An 18,777-nucleotide genomic window follows, 5' to 3' on the forward strand; every position below is an offset into this window, starting at 1 on the left:
AGAAACCCCAATCGTACCGTTTAGGATTCCCTTCCTTTGAACCCGCTCTCAATTAAAGCAGGTGGGTGCTCTGTCTAACGGTTTGCACTTCCTCGTGTGAAGGCATGTGCGCCGCGCCGGAACTCCAAGCTCCCTAGGTATAAAAAATTGTTCGGTTCAAAAATATAGGAACTATATCGAATACATTAGGGTTTCTTTTCTTCATTTAGAATACCATAGGAAAGACGAAATTTCAATGTTAGCGACTTTTCATTTGGTACTTTTTTTATTCTTTTTTTGCTTTGTTTTCGTTAATTTTTTGGTACACGCCGGCGATTGTTTGCTCAAATTTAGAAGTGAATTTGGGCTCATAATATAATTTCTTTTTAAGTCGGTCTGGTAAATATTGTTGATCGACCCAAGCGTTTTCATAATTATGTGGGTATTTATAATCAATCGCTCGACCAATTTTTTGCGCGCCGGAATAATGACCATCACGCAAATGGTCTGGCACTTCCCCGCTATTTCCTTGGCGAATATCTGCTAACGCCGCATCGATCGCCATAATAGCTGAATTTGATTTTGGTGATAAACATAGTTCAATTACCGCATTCGCCAGTGGAATCCGCGCTTCTGGAAAACCGACTTTTTCCGCAGTTTGAATCGCAGCTAAGGTATGGGCACCCGCTTGTGGATTAGCCAATCCAATATCTTCATATGCCATCACAAGCATTCTTCGGCTAATGCTCACCAAATCTCCAGCTTCTATCAAACGTCCCATATAATGAAGCGCAGCATTGACATCACTACCTCGAACTGATTTTTGAAACGCACTTAACACATCATAATGCGCATCTCCATCTTTATCGTGTGCAAGGCTTTTCTTTTGTAAGCATTCTTCAGCAACCTCCACTGTAATATGAATAACTCCAGCTTCGTTTGGTTCAGATGAAATAACTGCTAACTCGAGGGCATTTAGCGCACTACGCACATCGCCATTACTTGCCGTTGCAAAGTGTTTTTTCGCTACCTCATCTATTTCTACTTCATAATTACCAAGTCCGCGTTCTTTATCTGAAAGCGCTCGGTCCATCGTTATCATAATATCTTCTACTGTCAAAGGCTTTAATTCAAAAATTTGTGTTCTGCTTCGAATAGCCGGATTAATGGCGATATAGGGATTACTTGTCGTTGCGCCTATTAAAATTATTGCGCCACTTTCCAGTAAAGGTAGCAAAAAATCTTGTTTAGCTTTATCTAAACGATGTACTTCATCCAAAAGAAGAATCACTGTGCCACTCATTTTCGCTTCAGCTGCTACTACTTCCATATCTTTTTTATTATTCGTTACTGCATTTAATGTGCGAAAAGCGTATTTTGTACTACCAGCAATCGCGCTTGCAATCGAGGTTTTTCCAATTCCGGGCGGTCCGTATAATATCATAGATGATAATTGTTTTGCTTTGACCATCCGGTAAATAATTTTATCTTTACCGACTAAATGCGTTTGTCCCACGATTTCATCTAGTGCTTTTGGGCGCATTCGGTAAGCTAAAGGTTGAATTGCCATATAACCGCTCCTTCTTATTTGCTTCTTTTCCATTATAACATAAGAACATCTGTACGTTCACCTACTTGTTTCCTTTGCCTTCTTTCTGTAATTCCGATATAATAGATGCGGTATAAGCGGTTTCGAAATTACTGGAGGTTAAATAAAAATGAAGATCACAACAAAAGGTCGTTATGGCCTAACAATAACATTAGAATTAGCAAAAAGAATTGGCGATGGACCTATTTCCCTTCGCAGCATCGCTCAAGATAAAAATTTATCCGAACATTATTTAGAACAATTAATCGGACCACTACGTAATGCTGGAATTGTCAAAAGTATCCGCGGGGCTCATGGTGGATATGTGTTAAACGGTGATCCAGAGAAAATTACGGCCGGCGATATTATTCGTACGCTAGAAGGTCCTATCGTACTTGTCGAGAGTATGGAAGACGAGGAAGCGGCGCAGCGCGAACTATGGACTCGAATGCGTAACGCTGTCCGCGATGTGTTAGATCAAACGACACTCGCTGACTTATTAAAACATTCAACAGACTCCGAACTATCGGATGGTTACATGTTTTATATTTAATGAAAAAAGCCTATTTCCGAATAGGCTTTTTATCTGCCATTTAAACGGAATTTCCGCCCTCTTATTTATCTGACTATTCAGAAATAAATCTAAAAAGCCATCAATTGAAAACGCTATATGTTAGATTATCTAACCAAATTAATTGAATTGATAAAATATTCTTGCCTTTATTTGAATATAGTGTATGATGGACGCATAAATAAAATAAATCATGTTAGCTTATCTAACAAAAGGAGAGTTGAGTATGGAGTCAGTATTTATGTTTTTTTGTACTTTATTGGTTTGGCTAATGACACCAGGAATTGCATTATTTTATGGCGGTATGGTTCGACGCAAAAATGTATTGAGTACAGCAATGTATAGTTTTAGTTCGATGGCAATTATTTCTATTCTTTGGGTGATTGTTGGTTATTCGTTAGCTTTTGCACCCGGAAACGGCTTTATCGGCAGTTTCGACTGGACATTCCTTCATAACGTCGGATTTGCTGCAAATGATACTTACTCAGATGCTATTCCACATATTCTCTTTATGATGTTCCAAATGACTTTCGCTATTTTGACTGTAGCTATCATTTCTGGAGCATTTGCAGAACGAATGAATTTCTCCGCATATTTGATTTTCATTATTTTGTGGTCGTTACTTGTTTATTCCCCTGTTGCCCACTGGGTTTGGGGCGATGGCGGTTGGTTACGCAACCTTGGAGCACTTGATTTCGCCGGCGGGAATGTAGTTCATATTAGTTCTGGTGTAACTGGGTTGGTACTAGCCATTATGATTGGCCGCAGAAAAGAAGCGGACTCTGCATCGCCACATAACCTACCTCTCGCGCTGATTGGCGGTATTCTCGTTTGGTTCGGTTGGTATGGATTTAATGTTGGTAGCGCCTTAACAATTGATAATGTGGCAATGACAGCATTTGTTAATACGAACACGGCAGCTGCAGCAGGTATTATCGGTTGGGGACTTGTCGAATGGTTAACAAACAAAAAACCAACGATGCTTGGCACTATTTCCGGAGCAATCGCAGGTTTAGTTTCTATTACTCCCGCTGCCGGATTCGTTACCGTACCTAGTTCTTTAATTATCGGTTTCCTCGGCGGAGCACTTTGTTTCTGGGCTGTGTTCTGGTTGAAAGGAAAAGTGAAATACGATGATGCGCTTGATGCGTTTGGCCTTCACGGGATTGGTGGTATTTGGGGCGGCATTGCAACTGGCCTTTTTGCCACAACCAAAGTAAATGAAGCTGGAGCAGATGGCCTATTTTACGGTAACGCATCACTAGTAGTAAAACAATTAATCGCAATCGGCTCAACAGTGGCTTATGTCGCTATCGTAACCGCTCTAATCGTCGTAATTATCAAACTCTTCTTACCAATTCGTGTAAATGAAGAACAAGAATTTAAAGGACTTGATTTGACGCTTCACGGCGAAAAAGCATATCAAGAATAAGGGAGGCAACAATATGTCTGGATTAACAAAAATCGAAATTATCACTCGTCCAAATCGTTTTAACTTATTCCAAAAAGAACTTGCAAAAATCGGCGTGAGCGGTTTAACTGTCACAAAAGCGCTTGGAACTGGTCTTGAGAAAGGCTTTATCGAACTTTATCGTGGTACCAAAAAAGAAACCAATATCCACGAACGGATGAAAATTGAAATTGTCGTATCTACTGTTCCGGTTGAAGATGTACTGCGTGTCGTAAAAGAAACGCTTCGAACCGGTGAACCCGGCGACGGAAAAGTTTTTATTTACCCGCTAGCAGAAGTCATTAAAATCAGTACTGGCGAAACAGGTGTGGATGCATTACAAGATAAACCATCAAAATGAATAGTTAAAATGGTGAATTAATTAAAAATGGGGCCTCTATTCTAAAAAATCAATGAGAAATGGCGTTTACCCCTTCCGCTTCTTAGCTTTTACACTTATAATAAAAAAGGAAGAACGTTTAGAATAGATAAGGAGGCGCGAAATTCCCTATGCGTAAAATCCCCATTTTCACCCTTCTAGCAGCTATCCTGCTTTTCGGTGGCTATTATCTTTATCAGCACGCTTCGTCAAAAGTAGATGTTACCTTCAATTTCGTGGTAGATCAAAAAGCAAAAGATAATACCGTCACCGGCACAATCGATGGCGCTGGAAACAAATCCATTACACTACCGCTTTCCGAAGAGAGCTGGGATGCAGTAAAAAAAGGGAATCGCTACAATGTGGAAGCCACTTTTTATAACAAAAATAAAATCAGCTCCAATGAAGCGAAAGAATTGGACGGTCCGTTTTGGTCCAATGATTCCAATCAAGGGTTATTAGTTAATAAAGTACATGTAGAAAATATTCAAGAATTAAGCGATGATTTTTAAAACAAAAAGAAGCTGAGCGCTACCCGCTCAGCTTCTTTTTCATTTTAGTTCGATTCTTTTTTCACCGTTTCTAATTTCAATTCAGCAAGTTGAGCGGCACTAACCTCACCTGGCGCATTTGTCAGTGGATCTACTGCGCTTCCTGTTTTAGGGAATGCAATCGTGTCACGTAAGTTGTTTCGACCAGCTAAGATCATTACAATGCGGTCTAATCCAAGCGCGATACCACCATGAGGCGGCGTACCATATTCTAACGCATCCATTAAGAAGCCAAACTGTTCTTTCGCTGATTCATCCGTGAAACCTAGCGCGCGGAACATCGATTCTTGTACTTCTTTTTTATAAATACGCAATGAACCGCCGCCGATTTCATATCCGTTCAAGACGATATCATACGCTTCTGCCATTACCTTAGAAGAATCTGTTTCAAGAAGTGGAATATCTTCTTCTTTTGGCAAAGTGAATGGATGGTGCGCAGATACATAACGACCAGCCTCTTCGTCATATTCAAATAACGGCCAATCTGTTACCCATAAAAAAGCAAGTTCTTCTTCATTGATTAAGTTTAAGTCTTTACCAAGCTTATTACGAAGTGCACCAAGCGATGCTGCAACGATATCTGCTTTATCAGCCGCGAATAATAATAAGTCGCCATCTTCAGCTTGAAGTGCTGCTTGTAGTTCAGCCGCTTTGTCTTCAGGGAAGAATTTAGCAATCGGTCCTTTTAATTCGCCCGCTTCTACTTTAAGCCACGCAAGACCTTTCGCACCGTAGTTAGCAACAAAAACGCCAAGTGCATCTAAATCTTTACGAGAAAAATTAGCTGCGGCCGCTTTTGCGTTGATTGCTTTCACTTCGCCACCGTTTTCGATTGCGGATTGGAAGACTTTAAAATCAACATCTTTAACAACTTCGGAAACATTTTGTAATTCTAAACCGAAACGAATATCCGGTTTATCACTACCAAAACGATCCATTGCTTCCTTATAAGTCATACGAGGAAACGGTTTGTCGATAGTAATGTTTTTCGCTTCTTTCACAACATCTACTAGCATGTCTTCCGTAATCGCTTGAATTTCTTCTTTTGTTAAAAAGCTTGTTTCTAAATCGATTTGCGTAAATTCTGGTTGACGGTCACCGCGCAAATCTTCATCACGGAAACAACGAACGATTTGGTAATATTTGTCAAAACCAGCCGTCATTAATAACTGTTTTAGGATTTGTGGAGATTGTGGTAACGCATAGAAGTTACCAGGATAAACACGGCTCGGTACAAGATAGTCGCGCGCACCTTCTGGCGTACTTTTAGTTAAATAAGGTGTTTCGATATCAAAGAAACCAAGTGCATCTAATTTATTGCGGAACGTTCTTGTTACCGTATGACGCATTTTGAAAATGTTATTCATTTCCGGGCGACGTAAATCTAAGTAACGATATTTCAAGCGAAGTTCATCCGAAACATTCACGCCATCTTCAATATAAAATGGTGGTGTTTTAGATGTATTTAAAATTGTAATCTCTTCTGCTAAAACTTCCACTTTCCCTGTTGCTAATCTGTCATTAATGGCTTTTTCGCCACGAGCGTGCACTTTCCCTTTAATAGTCACGACAAATTCGTTTCGAACGCTATCGGCAATTTCTAATGCTTCTTTGGAAAATTCAGGATTGAATACTACTTGCACAATTCCTTCACGATCACGTAAATCGATGAAAATTAACCCACCTAAATCGCGACGTTTTTGCACCCAGCCATGAAGGACAACACTTTGACCGATATGGGTTTCGTTTAACTCTCCGCAGTAACTTGTACGTTTTTCCATTTTATTTCTCCCCCTTGGTGTTTATTAATTTTTCTAATATCGTTGTTTCAGACACAGCTTCTTGCTCGCCTGTTTCCATATTTTTCAATTGGTAGTTGCCTGTTTGTAGTTCTTCCTCACCAAGAATGATGGTGTAGATGGCATTTTTTCTATTGGCATCTTTTAGTTGTGCTTTGAATTTACGTTTTAAATAATCTTTTTCCGCGCTAATGCCGTTTTGTCTTAATTTATTTACAAGAGTTACGGCTTTTAGTTCTGCTTCTGGTTGGGCAGTTATCACATATACTTCCAGCGGCTTTTTGGCCGGTATTTCGATATCCGCTTTTTCTAAGGCTAGTAAAATTCGTTCTACACCAATACCAAAACCGATTCCTGGTGTATCTGGTCCGCCAAATTCTTTGACTAACCCATGATATCTTCCTCCACCACAAAGTGTCGTTTTCGCGCCAAAACCTTCTTCCACACTCATAATTTCGAAGGTTGTATGGTTATAATAATCTAAACCACGAACCATCGTCGGATCAATTTCAAAAGGAACCCCAAGTGCCGTTAAGTAATTTTTTACATTTTCAAAATAGGCAACAGATTCTTCATTTAAAAAGTCCAAAATAGATGGTGCGGATTGAATAAGCGGATTATCATGATCTTTTTTGCAATCCAAAATGCGCAAAGGATTTTTGTGTAAACGCACTTGGCATTCCGAACAGAATTCATCAATATGCGGCTCAAAATGAGCAACCAGCGCTTCCCGATGTTTCAAACGGCTTTCTTTATCACCAAGGCTATTAATAACTAATTTAATGTTTGTAAGTCCAATTCTGCGGAAAAACTCCATTGCTAGCGAGATAACTTCCACATCAATAGAAGGATCATCGCTTCCAAGTGCTTCAATACCCATTTGGGTAAATTGGCGCTGTCTTCCACCTTGTGGACGTTCATAGCGGAACATCGGCTCATTATAGTACATTTTGATTGGTTGGCTCACTTCGCCGTATAATTTATGCTCAACGAAAGCACGAACAACAGAAGCAGTCCCCTCTGGTCTAAGCGTTAAACTTCTACCACCTTTATCTTCAAACGTGTACATTTCTTTCGATACGATATCCGTGGAATCGCCAACCCCACGTTCAAATAATTCCGTATGTTCGAAAATCGGCGTTCTAATCTCTTCGTATCGGTAGTTTTCGCAAACTTTTTTAAATTCTGTTTCTAAAAAATGCCATTTGCTAACCTCTTCTGGCAAAATATCTCGTGTCCCTCTTGGTAATTGCAAATCCATCACCATAAACCTCCTTTTTCTACTTCAAAATATAAAGAAAAACCCCCGTCACTTGTTATAAAAACAAGGGACGAGAGTTTATTTACACCCGTGGTACCACCCTAATTAGAACTATGAAAAGTCCTCACTTAAGTCAGTTAACGCCTGAATACGTTCTTGCTTACTGTTTTCAACAAGAAACCTCGAGAGTGTCTTTTCGGAAAATATGACTATCTTTATCCTTTCAGCCAAATGGGATAAATTCTCTGTATAGCATGGATTTTCGTACTTTTCTCTGTCGCTAGTTTTAAATATGAATTATTCTAAGATTACTAAAAACACACTGAAAAGTCAACATTTTGCCAGTTTTTTTATAAAATTCCACTTTCTAGTTCCATGAAAGCGCATTTTATGGTAACATTTTACTGTCAGATAAAAGTTTATGAGTATATGGGTGGTGTTAGCTTTAAATGAAAAATAAATTCATTTTTATCACCGTTGTCTCCATTTTATTGATTGCAGCAGGTATATTTACAACCATTGCGATGGCGAATGCGAATTCCGTTGTCGTCAAAGCAGAAGTCTTAAATGTCCGCAGCGGTCCTGGTTTAGCCTATGATGTAACGAGCCAAGCCAGAAAAAATGAAGTACTCCGGGTAGTCGGTGAAGAAAATCAATGGTACAAAGTGCAATTAGATAATGGGAATAGCGGTTGGGTTGCCAGCTGGTTAGTAGAAAATACTGACGTCAGCGCTGCAAGTAACAGTGTAGCTATTGTCTCATCTGATGGCGGCTTAAATGTCCGCGAAAAACCAAGTACCTCCAGTAATTCACTTGGCTTACTAAATAAAGGGGATCAAGTAACAGTAACTAGCCAACAAAACGGCTGGGCGCAAATCCAATATAATGGTAAAAGCGCATGGGTTAGCTCCGATTACTTAACAATCCGTGAATCCGTTACGAAAGTTGATGAAAGTGAACTTCAAACAGTAACCATTCGCGACGACTCCACTAATATTAGAAATAAACCAAGCCGCGATGGTACCGTCATCGAAAAAGCAAATTCCGGCCAAGGGTTTGCTATCCAAGGAGTACAAGGTGACTGGTATAAAATTCGTACAACAAGCGGCGAAGAAGGTTATGTAGCTAACTGGGTTGTCGATGTTTCCGATAAAGGACAAACATCTAGCCCGCGTAGTAAAACAACTAAATTATCCGAAGCAACGATTGTTATTGACCCCGGACATGGCGGCAATGACCCCGGTGCAAAAGGTGCAAATGGCACAATCGAAAAAGAAATGACATTAAAAACAGCTAAACAATTAAAAGAAAAACTCGAATCCAGAGGCGCGAAAGTAATTTTAACAAGAAACAGCGATAAATACATTTCATTAAAAGCAAGAACGAATGTAGCTGCTAAAAATAACGCCGATGTGTTTATTAGTATCCATTTTGATAGTTTAGAAGATACGAGTAAAGCAGTCAGCGGTCAAACAACCTATTATTATGATAATAGTGATAAATCGCTTGCTGAAAGTATTAATACAACGCTTGGGAACGACCTCCCTACTTCTAACCGCGGCTCAAGAGTTGGCGATTATTATGTAGTCAGAGAAAATTCACAACCGGCTGTACTTTTAGAACTTGGTTATCTAAGTTCCGCAAAAGATGAACGTAATATCAATTCCGCATCTTATAGAAGTCAAATTGCTGACTCTGTAACAGATGGCTTATCCAATTACTTCTCTAATTAAAAAAAGCGATCATTCAGATGACCTGAATGATCGCTTTTTTATTTTCGCATTTCGTCTGAATCAAGCATAATTGTAACTGGACCATGGTTGACAATTTTCACATCCATTGCTGCGCCAAACACCCCTGTTTCAACAATAAAACCTGCCTCTGAAAGCTTTTGATTAAATAAGTCATAAAGCGCTTCTGCTTTTTCGCCTGGTGCGGATTTTGTAAAGCTCGGACGTTTCCCTCTACTAACATCTGCATATAAAGTGAACTGAGATACGCTAAGAATAGCCCCACCGCGTTCAGCTAAAGAAATATTCATCTTTTCCGACTCATCTTCAAAAATTCGTAGTCCAACGATTTTATTCGCTATATAGTCGACTATTTCTGGTGTATCGCTATGAGTAAATCCAACTAACAGACAAAGACCACCAGCTATTTCGCCGATAACTTCCTCTTCCACTCTGACAGATGCTTCATAACATCTTTGTAGTAGTACACGCACTCCGCTTCACTCCTTTAGTTCATTAATCTTCTTACAGTATAGACATCTGGAATTTGTTTAATTTTATCCACTACGCGTTGTAAATGGTTAATATTATGAATTTGCAGCGTAACAACTAAGGTTGCCATTTTATTATTATCGACTTTGGCATTGACGCCGTTAATATTGGAAGTCAAGCTATTGATTACTTGCAAAATATCATTTAATAAACCGTTGCGATTATAGCCATAAATTTCGATATCAACATTATAATCATTTTTAGCCTGCGAATCAGTGTCTTCCCAATCAACATCGATTAGTCGTTCTGGCTCGATTGCTTGTACATTCGGGCAATCTTGACGGTGAATAGAAATTCCGCGACCTTTTGTAATGTAACCAACAATATCATCACCAGGTACTGGATTACAACATCTTGAAAGGCGGATCAGTAAGTTTCCTACACCTTGAACAACGACGCCCGCATTGTGTTTAATTTTCAGTTTTTCATTGTTTGCATCTGAATTAGATGGTTTATTCTCAGATTGTGTGAGCAACTTCTCGGTTTCTGCTTCGATTTCTCGCTCTTTACGTAATTTTTCTGTTAGGCGATTGGCCACTTGTAGCGCCGTAATGCCATTATATCCAACTGCCGCAAACAAATCATCTTCATGCGAGAAATTCAATTTATCCGCTAGTTTACGCAGATTTTCGGGAACCATAATTTTTTTCGGTTCGAATCCAAGCTGTCTGATTTCTTTTTCTATTAAATCGCGACCTTTTTCGACATTTTCTTCTTTTGCTTGTCGTTTGAAAAATTGTTTGATTTTGTTGCGTGCTTGGGACGTCTGAACTAATTTCAACCAATCGCGGCTTGGTCCATATGAATGTTTGGACGTTAAAATATCAATAATATCGCCCGTTTTTAATTTATAATCTAACGTGACAATTTTTCCGTTAATTTTTGCACCGATTGTTTTGTTTCCAATCTCTGTATGGACACGGTAAGCAAAATCAAGTGGCACAGAGCCATTCGGCAGCTCGTATACATCGCCTTTTGGTGTGAATACGTAGACAACATCGGAAAATAAATCGAGTTTTAAACTTTCCATAAATTCTTCGGCGTTATCCGATTCATTTTGATATTCTAAAATTTCACGGAACCACGTTAGTTTGTTATCGAAGGATGTTTTAGAGTTGACGACTTTACCTTCTTTGTAAGCCCAGTGTGCCGCAACCCCGTACTCAGCGATTTGATGCATTTCGTGTGTTCTAATTTGAACTTCAAGCGGTTCACCTTGAGGCCCGATAACGGTCGTATGAATCGATTGATACATATTGGACTTCGGCATCGCAATATAATCTTTAAAGCGTCCTGGCATCGGTTTCCAGCGCGTATGAATGATACCAAGAACAGCATAACAATCCTTGATACTGCTAACAACGATTCGAACTGCCAGTAAATCATAAATTTCGTTAAATTGTTTGTTTTGTTCGCTCATTTTCCGGTAAATCGAGTAGATGTGTTTCGGTCTACCAGAAATATCTGCTTGAATATTGAGTTCATCTAGGTTTTCATTGACGCCATCAATTACATCATGTAAATAGTGCTCTCTGGCATCCCGCTTTTGTTTCATTAAATGAACGATGCGGTAATATTGTTGCGGATTTAAATAACGTAACGCCGTATCTTCTAGTTCCCATTTTACGCGGGAAATCCCTAGACGATGCGCAAGTGGTGCAAAGATTTCTAATGTTTCATTCGCAATTCTACGTTGTTTTTCTACTGGCAAATGTTTTAACGTCCGCATATTATGCAAACGGTCTGCCAGTTTAATTAAAATAACGCGGATATCCTGCGCCATAGCAATGAACATTTTTCGGTGATTTTCTGCTTGTTGTTCTTCATGTGATTTATATTTGATTTTACCAAGTTTTGTTACACCGTCTACTAGCATGGCAACTTCACTGCCGAAAACTTCTTCTAAATCTGCTAGCGTGACTGGCGTGTCCTCCACGACATCATGCAAAAATCCTGATGCTACTGTCGATGGATCCATTTTTAATTCTACTAAAATGCCAGCAACTTGAATTGGATGAATAATATACGGCTCACCTGATTTACGAAATTGTTCTTTATGAGAATCGCGCGCAAATTCATACGCTTTTTTCACAAGCGCTAGATGTTCCTGATTCATATAATGAGAAGCCATATCGATGACTTGCTCAGCTGTCAGATTTTGTTCTTTCGCCATTTACATTCACCCTCTTATCCCTTGTCATATATACAACTTAAAAACACCCAATAACTGAGTGCTCTAAAAAATATTCTTGTCTAATATTATAGCATGAGCCCACTTTGTTTAGAAAGCACTTTTCCTTGATTTTTCAGATTTTCTAGTACTTTCCGGCTTTTTCAATCAAAAAACTACCCCTAAAATAATAGGAGTAGTTTATTTTTTATAATTGCATCAAGATTAAACGGTCATAACCATTTAATTTTTTGTGTCCTTCTAGTTCTTTTAACTCGATTAGGAATGCACAACCAGCTACGATACCGCCTAGTTCTTCTACTAGTTTAATTGTCGCTTCGATTGTTCCTCCTGTTGCTAGCAAATCATCGGTAATAAGTACGCGTTGACCTGGTTTGATGGCATCGCTATGCATCGATAATTTATTAGTTCCATATTCTAAATCGTATTCCATTTCGATTGTTTCACGAGGAAGTTTTCCTGGTTTACGAACTGGCGCAAAACCAATTCCTAACGCATAAGCAACTGGGCAACCAATAATGAAACCACGCGCTTCTGGTCCAACAATAATATCAATTTTTAATTCTTTTGCATATTCCACAATTTTATCTGTAGCAAAACGATAAGCTTCTCCGTCATTCATAAGTGGCGTGATATCTTTAAAAACAATACCTTTTTTCGGCCAATCGTTCACAATCGCTACGTAATCTTGTAAATCTTTAATTTCCATTTTCTAGTTCCTCCGCATTCGGGTAAATTGATGTTTCCATCATTGATTTCATCCAACTATGAAGCTCAGTATAATTGGAGTACAACAGTTTTTTTCTTGTAGTTATTTCTTCTACCTTTTGTTGATAAACAAGTGACTCGTCCAGATTACGTTTTTCAACAACTTCATTGATAATAATCTGACCACTATCCATTTTAGCAAATTCTAAATCAAAAAACACCTTTGACATGAAATCTATTTGATCTTTATTCCAGCCAAACTTCTGCATTAGCCGTGGTGTGTACTTTTCGATTGGAAATGGTTGGAATTTTTTTATTAAACTATATAGCTCTGCAAACGCTACTCGGTCCGGTATTGCTGGGATTTGATTCCCTTCAGCCGCATCAAAATGGACAAAAATCCGTTCTGGTTTTGTTTCACGAACAATCGTTTCAATTAATTCGATGTTAGTAGGCATATCCGCGAAAACAAGTTCTTCTGTCTCGAAATCAGCCGTAAAATCAGCTTTTTCATCGACTAAAATATACTTTTGTTCACCGAGCGCAGCAATCGTCCTTTCTTCAAAGCAAACGAACACTCTTGATGTGACTTTTTCTTGAAGGATTCTCGCCCATTCCGCCTTACTCCGCACATCAAAAAGTTGCCAGTGTGCGATATGAATATCCATCATTCGCAACTGTGGCTTTTTGACATTATTCCATTCATTGATGGACAATTCCCCAACGACATTCACTGCTGCTGAAGGAGAAATTTTGTCTACCAAATCACCGACGCCAAATCCGATAGAATCTAGTGTAGCATCACTATTATTCGTCGCAAGCATCGTTTTTAGATGGGTTTTATCCGCCCCGATTCTCTTCGTCCCTTTCAGATGCATATTCTCTAAAAGGAAAATCGGTTTCGGATTGTCCATGCCGAACGGCGCTAATTTTTCTAACTGTGCAATAAACGCAACAGAAACATCCGCTAAATCGATTTTTTCTTCTATTTTTAAAGCTGGCCGAAAATCTTCTTCTGAAAGATAACTAGCTTCTTCTTGCAGTTTAGCTTCTAATTCAGCTAAGTTTTCAGCTGGCAACGTTAGTCCTGCCGCCATTGGATGCCCACCAAAAGCAGTCATTAAATCGCGATGTTTATCCAGCGCTTGATACAAATGAAACGCATCCACACTCCGACCAGATCCTTTGGCAATACCAGTTACCGGATCAATGCCGAGTACAATCGCCGGGCGAGAGTATGTTCCAACTAATTTCGAAGCAACAATACCGAGGATACCGGTATTCCAACCTTCTCCGTAAACAACGAGGACATTCCCTAACGTTTCTTTCGCTTCGATTACTTCCATCGCGAGTTTCGTTGTATCTACTACGACTTGTTTTCGTTCTTTATTCGCATCGTCAATTTCTTCTGCTAAGAAAAGCGCCTCTTCTGGATCTTCTGTTAAAAGTAAATCAGCAGCTGGATCAGCTGGACCTAAACGACCAACAGCATTAAGTCGCGGCGCCAAACCAAAACCAATTGTTTCTTCTGTCGCCTCTTCCAGCTTTAGGCTAGCTTTCTTGGCTAAAACAGAAAGGCCGATATTCGCGGATTCGCGCAATTGACGCAAACCAAGTTGCACGAGCAAACGGTTTTCATCTGTTAAAGAAACTAAATCTGCAACCGTACCAACAGCAACCAAATCAAGTAACTCTTTCGGCTCTTCTCCAAGTAACGCATGAGATAATTTATACGCAACACCAACACCAGCAAGCTCATCAAATGGATAAGCAGACTTTGGATGTTTCGGGTGAATAACCGCGACAGCTTCTGGCATTACTTCACGCGGCTCATGGTGATCTGTAACGATAACATCTAAGCCGATTTCTTTCGCATGTGTCATTACTTCCAGTGCTGCAATCCCATTATCAACCGTAATAATTAAATCTGTACCTTGATTTTTCGCCATATCAAATGCGGCAATATTTGGCCCGTATCCTTCTGTAAAACGATTAGGAATATAAAATTCGGCGTTCGCACCTAAATGCCGCAGCGTTTTCATTAACACGGCAATACTCGTAACACCATCCGCATCGTAATCGCCGTAAACTAAAATTTGCTCATTTAATTCTATCGCTTGCTTAATTCTAGCAACTGCAAGATCCATCTCTGCAAATAAAAATGGGTCATAGCTTTCATATTTTTCTGGGTGGAAAAATTTATCGAATTGTCCTTGCGTTGTAATTTTTCTTTTCCAAAGTAGTTTGGCAAGTGGAAGCGAGATTTTTAGCTGTTCCGCTAATTGGCTAGCTTTATCTTCTGCTGCTTCCTCGATATTCCATAAGTATTTTGAATGAATCACATTACCCCACCTCTCAACCTTCCTATTATATCGAAAATCACTAGAAAAACCAAGAGGAATCTTCAAAACAAAAAACGCCAACTTCAAAAGTCAGCGTCCATTTCTTTATTTCGTTGTATCTACTACTTTTTCAGTATCTCGTTTTTCCACTTGAGAGGAATGAGTTTTCATTGCTTTAGCAGCCGCCAGTTGACGTTCTACTTCTGCTTTTTCGGCTGTTAATTGCTTTACTTTTTTCTTCATTCCACGAGATTTCGCGATATTTAAGAAAAAGATAATCAAGCAACCGCAAAGAACCGACCCAATAATAATTAAAATTAATGGCCATTCTGCTTGAGCAAATAAAAAGTTCACTTCTACTGGATCTACATTGATAACTGCAAATATTGCAATAATAAGTGCTAAAATAATTCCCGCAATTACTTGCCACTGTACTTTATTTTCTTTCATTTTTTTCTCCTCCTTGCAACAATTATCTTACTATTTACCCGTTTCCAGCCTATTAAAAACGGCCGAATCTCTTTTTATGAAATTCGGCCATTGTTTTTAAACGACAGGTTGTCCGTTATTGCGTGGTTTTTTCTTTTTAACCGTGCTAATCGGTCCTTTTTTACGTAGTTGTCTTGCTTTAAATACATACCATAATTGCATCGCCATAAAGATAGACGAGAATACACTGGAAACAAGTCCAACAAGTAAAGCGATGGAGAAGTTCAGAATAGACTCACTACCGAACAGCACAAGTGCAAGTACAGTGAAAATAACCGTTAAAATGGTATTGATAGAACGAGTGAATGTTTGGCGCAATGCTTTGTTAACTGCATCGGCAATCTCTTCTTTCGTTTTGAAACGCTGCATCTTCGTACTAATATCCCGTATCCGGTCGGCGGTGACTATCGTATCATTTATCGAATAACCGATAACTGTAAGAACCGCGGCAATGAAGGTCAAGTCAACCTCCAGCCTTGTAACACTAAAGAAGATGAAGATAATAAATGCGTCGAATAGTAAGGACAGAATCGCCGCAATCCCCATATAAAACTCAAATCGTACCGCAATATAAAGTACAATCAACACAGAAGCCACACCGAGTGCCCAGAAGCCATTTTTGGCAAGTTCTTTCCCGACAGTTGGTGAAACGGTACTAATGCTTGGTTCGTGCTTATATTTGTCTTCAAAGTAATCTTTAAATTTAGCTACGTCATTTTGAGATAAAGTTCCTTTGTAAGAAATAACGGCTGTTTTAGAACCGGATCCTTGGAAAACAATATCATCAGATGGCATATCAATTTCTTTTAAATCTTTCTTAATTTGCGTTTCTGTCAGTGTTTGGTTCGCAGTTACTTCTGCGCGCGTCCCACTGGCAAAGTCGATGCCAAGGTTCAATTTGAATATCGATAGAATAACGATACCCACAATGACGATAGCAGTAAAAATGGATAAGAACAGACGATGATGTTTAACAAAATCATAACGATCAAAGTGTGTTTTTAAGCTAAAGCTATTGATACCTTCGTGTAAGTTATGAATATCTTTACGTCTAACCGCAAAGAATCCTGGTTTATTGTTAAGCCAATTACTTTTCACTAATAATCCAAGTAAGAATCTTGATCCCCAAACGGCTGTCAAGAAGCTGACTAAAATACTAATGATCAATACTGTAGCAAAACCTTTAATGGAGCTTGTTCCGAAGTAGAAGAGAACCGCAGCCACGATAAGTGTCGTTAAGTTACCATCTAAAATCGCACGGAAAGCTTCTTTTCCACCGACTTCGAAAGCAGCTTTGGTCGACCTACCGACCTTGATTTCTTCTTTTATCCGCTCGTATGTGATTACGTTCGCGTCAACAGCCATACCTATCCCCAGAATCAAACCGGCAATCCCTGGTAAAGTAAGCGTCGCGTGAAGCAGGCTCAGAATTAATAATACTAAATAAGTGTAAGCAACTAATGTGATAGATGCGACAACACCAGGTAAACGGTAAACTGCCATCATGAAAATAAAGATAGCCATAACACCAATAATACCCGCTAAAATAGTTTCTTGTAGCGCATCTTGACCAAATTGTGCCCCAACAGATGTCGAATAAACTTCTGTCATTTTCACAGGAAGCGCACCGGAGTTCAGAAGTTCAGCTAAATCTTTGGCTTCTTCCGTTGTGAAGCTTCCGGAGATTTCGACTTTATCTGTATCAAGCACACTACTTACGTTTGGCGCTGATAAGTAAGCTGGATCTTTCTTCTCGCGTTCTGTTTTGTATTTTTGTCCTTCTTTCCAATCTAACCAAATAACTAATTGATTGTCAGGTGCTTCTGCTAAAATTGTTTTTGTAACGCTAGCAAATTTATCTGCGCTTTTTAGTTTTAAGGTAACAATTGGATTATTACTTGAATCGAAAGCTTGTTTTGCTCCGCCTGCTACTAAGTCACTACCGTTCATCATCATTTTGTCATTTGCATCTCTAAATGATAATTGCGCTGTAGTGGAGAGCATTTTCCGCGCTTCTGCTTGGTCAGTTATCCCAGCCAGTTGCACACGAATACGGTTATCTCCTTCGATTTGGATACTTGGCTCTGCAACACCTAATGAATTGATACGTTTATCAAGTGATGTTACTGTATCTGTTAACGTTTGTTTTGATACAGTGCCTTTACCATCAGCTGGCGAAACTTCATAAAGAACTTCGAATCCCCCTTGAAGATCCAAGCCTAAGTTGATGTTTTGCATAACCATTTTTGCGGTGCCAAATACAGCACCAAAGATAATTGCAACTACTAGAAAGAAAATAACTATCTTACTCTTTTTTACCATTTCTGTTTCGTTCCTCCCTCATCTAAACCATAACAAATCCCAGTCTAACAACAAATACTTCTATTTTTATGTACTAAACTCAAGCATTTGCTAACAGGCTGTTAATCTTCCACATTCGGTTGAAGCACATTAATCGCTTGAGAAACATGGTTATTAGATTCTTGTTCAGCTGTTGTCATAATAAATTGCATTAATTGTCCAATATTCATTTGCATAACATCATTAATTCGTTCATGCAAAGCAGGGGTTGTTTTATTCTTCCACTTTTCTTCTGTTAAAAATGCCCAAATGTGGCTTGCCTTAATTTCCCGGTAACCTAAAATATGAAAATCTTCAACTTTTATCGCAATCGCAGGTGCTAAATCTTCATACCATTCCGAAAATGCATCCATCATTAAGTCATCCCCCTTTCTTAAACAATAAGCATATTCCCATTTTATCTAAAAAAAGCTTAAATGGAAAGTATAAGCTCTAATTTTATGGTTAAAAAATGCCATTTCACCGTTTAAAGGGAAATGGCATTTTTATTTCAAGTATTATTTGTTGTCTTCTACTTCCGTGTCATCAGAAATTGTTTCTGTTACAACTGAATTAGAAGTACCTTTTTCAAGTACAGTTCTTACTGCATTACGGTCAAAAGTTAATTTGCTGTTTCCGCATTTCAAAATGACTGTGCCATCTTCAATTGCTTCAACAATACCGTGAAGTCCACCAATAGTAATAATTTTATCACCTTTAGCTAAACTACTTTGCATATTTTGTACTTCTTTTTGACGTTTTTGTTGTGGTCTGATTAATAAGAAGTAAAACAAAACGATCATCAAGATAATTGGTATAAATGTTACAATGCTACCCATATTTTCCA

Annotated in this window: 16 protein-coding genes, 1 other RNA gene and 1 other annotated feature; of the genes, 5 read left to right on the forward strand and 12 right to left on the reverse strand. The window is 38.9% G+C overall.

Going from position 1 to position 18,777, the window contains the following annotated elements; genetic code table 11:
- Both ssrS and HCB49_RS06125 read right to left on the reverse strand, forming a co-directional pair.
- Window positions 1–195: non-coding RNA, 6S RNA (ssrS, locus tag HCB49_RS06120), on the reverse strand.
- 70 nt (window positions 196–265) lie between these two features.
- On the reverse strand, window positions 266–1,549 hold the full coding sequence (locus HCB49_RS06125; protein WP_185604377.1) for a replication-associated recombination protein A: 1,284 nt from the start codon (window positions 1,547–1,549) through the stop codon (window positions 266–268).
- 148 nt (window positions 1,550–1,697) lie between these two features.
- Between HCB49_RS06125 and cymR the strand changes: the two genes are divergently transcribed.
- The 4 genes from cymR to HCB49_RS06145 all read left to right on the forward strand — a co-directional run bounded on the left by cymR (window position 1,698) and on the right by HCB49_RS06145 (window position 4,479).
- Complete coding sequence (gene cymR, locus HCB49_RS06130; protein WP_008947887.1) at window positions 1,698–2,120, forward strand: cysteine metabolism transcriptional regulator CymR; 423 nt, start codon at window positions 1,698–1,700, stop codon at window positions 2,118–2,120.
- Between the two features lie 244 nt (window positions 2,121–2,364).
- Complete coding sequence (locus tag HCB49_RS06135) at window positions 2,365–3,570, forward strand: ammonium transporter (RefSeq protein WP_185604378.1); 1,206 nt, start codon at window positions 2,365–2,367, stop codon at window positions 3,568–3,570.
- Between the two features lie 13 nt (window positions 3,571–3,583).
- Window positions 3,584–3,949 (forward strand): P-II family nitrogen regulator, encoded by a 366-nt coding sequence (locus HCB49_RS06140; protein ID WP_185391431.1) that lies wholly within the window; start codon window positions 3,584–3,586, stop codon window positions 3,947–3,949.
- A 149-nt stretch (window positions 3,950–4,098) separates the two neighbouring features.
- Window positions 4,099–4,479 (forward strand): hypothetical protein, encoded by a 381-nt coding sequence (locus HCB49_RS06145; protein WP_008947890.1) that lies wholly within the window; start codon window positions 4,099–4,101, stop codon window positions 4,477–4,479.
- Window positions 4,480–4,523: 44 nt separating this feature from the next.
- Here the strand turns inward: HCB49_RS06145 and aspS are convergent, their stop codons facing one another.
- Together aspS and hisS are read right to left on the reverse strand one after the other, a co-directional pair.
- The gene (gene aspS / locus HCB49_RS06150) at window positions 4,524–6,299 is read right to left on the reverse strand and encodes an aspartate--tRNA ligase (RefSeq protein ID WP_185479856.1); all 1,776 of its coding nucleotides are present in this window, start codon (window positions 6,297–6,299) and stop codon (window positions 4,524–4,526) included.
- A gap of 1 nt (window position 6,300) precedes the next feature.
- Window positions 6,301–7,578: a histidine--tRNA ligase gene (hisS, locus tag HCB49_RS06155; RefSeq protein WP_185604379.1), complete on the reverse strand. Its 1,278-nt coding sequence runs from the start codon at window positions 7,576–7,578 to the stop codon at window positions 6,301–6,303.
- A gap of 63 nt (window positions 7,579–7,641) precedes the next feature.
- Window positions 7,642–7,868, reverse strand: a binding site (T-box leader).
- Between the two features lie 159 nt (window positions 7,869–8,027).
- Between hisS and HCB49_RS06160 the strand changes: the two genes are divergently transcribed.
- Complete coding sequence (locus tag HCB49_RS06160; protein ID WP_008947893.1) at window positions 8,028–9,311, forward strand: N-acetylmuramoyl-L-alanine amidase family protein; 1,284 nt, start codon at window positions 8,028–8,030, stop codon at window positions 9,309–9,311.
- 38 nt (window positions 9,312–9,349) lie between these two features.
- On the opposite strand, the gene dtd is transcribed toward HCB49_RS06160, so the two are convergent.
- The 8 genes from dtd to yajC form a co-directional block, all read right to left on the reverse strand.
- Window positions 9,350–9,802 (reverse strand): D-aminoacyl-tRNA deacylase, encoded by a 453-nt coding sequence (dtd, locus tag HCB49_RS06165; RefSeq protein ID WP_185604380.1) that lies wholly within the window; start codon window positions 9,800–9,802, stop codon window positions 9,350–9,352.
- Window positions 9,803–9,816: 14 nt separating this feature from the next.
- A complete protein-coding gene (locus tag HCB49_RS06170; RefSeq protein WP_185604381.1) occupies window positions 9,817–12,033 on the reverse strand; it encodes a RelA/SpoT family protein in 2,217 nt (738 codons plus the stop codon).
- A gap of 205 nt (window positions 12,034–12,238) precedes the next feature.
- Window positions 12,239–12,760, reverse strand: coding sequence for an adenine phosphoribosyltransferase (locus HCB49_RS06175; RefSeq protein WP_003727399.1), 522 nt, complete (start codon window positions 12,758–12,760; stop codon window positions 12,239–12,241).
- On the reverse strand, window positions 12,750–15,101 hold the full coding sequence (recJ, locus tag HCB49_RS06180; RefSeq protein ID WP_185604382.1) for a single-stranded-DNA-specific exonuclease RecJ: 2,352 nt from the start codon (window positions 15,099–15,101) through the stop codon (window positions 12,750–12,752). Before recJ ends, HCB49_RS06175 begins: the two co-directional genes overlap by 11 nt.
- 105 nt (window positions 15,102–15,206) lie before the next feature.
- Window positions 15,207–15,551, reverse strand: a complete 345-nt coding sequence (locus tag HCB49_RS06185; RefSeq protein WP_185479853.1) for a LapA family protein — start codon at window positions 15,549–15,551, stop codon at window positions 15,207–15,209.
- Between the two features lie 96 nt (window positions 15,552–15,647).
- Window positions 15,648–17,912 (reverse strand): protein translocase subunit SecDF, encoded by a 2,265-nt coding sequence (gene secDF / locus HCB49_RS06190; protein ID WP_185604383.1) that lies wholly within the window; start codon window positions 17,910–17,912, stop codon window positions 15,648–15,650.
- Between the two features lie 101 nt (window positions 17,913–18,013).
- Window positions 18,014–18,304 (reverse strand): post-transcriptional regulator, encoded by a 291-nt coding sequence (locus tag HCB49_RS06195; RefSeq protein WP_185604518.1) that lies wholly within the window; start codon window positions 18,302–18,304, stop codon window positions 18,014–18,016.
- A gap of 144 nt (window positions 18,305–18,448) precedes the next feature.
- Window positions 18,449–18,769 carry a preprotein translocase subunit YajC gene (gene yajC, locus HCB49_RS06200; protein ID WP_008947900.1) on the reverse strand — a complete coding sequence of 107 codons (321 nt, stop codon included), beginning with the start codon at window positions 18,767–18,769 and terminating at the stop codon, window positions 18,449–18,451.
- Between the last annotated feature and the right edge of the window lie 8 nt (window positions 18,770–18,777).

Source organism: Listeria cossartiae subsp. cayugensis (assembly GCF_014229095.1).
Lineage (GTDB): Bacteria > Bacillota > Bacilli > Lactobacillales > Listeriaceae > Listeria > Listeria cayugensis.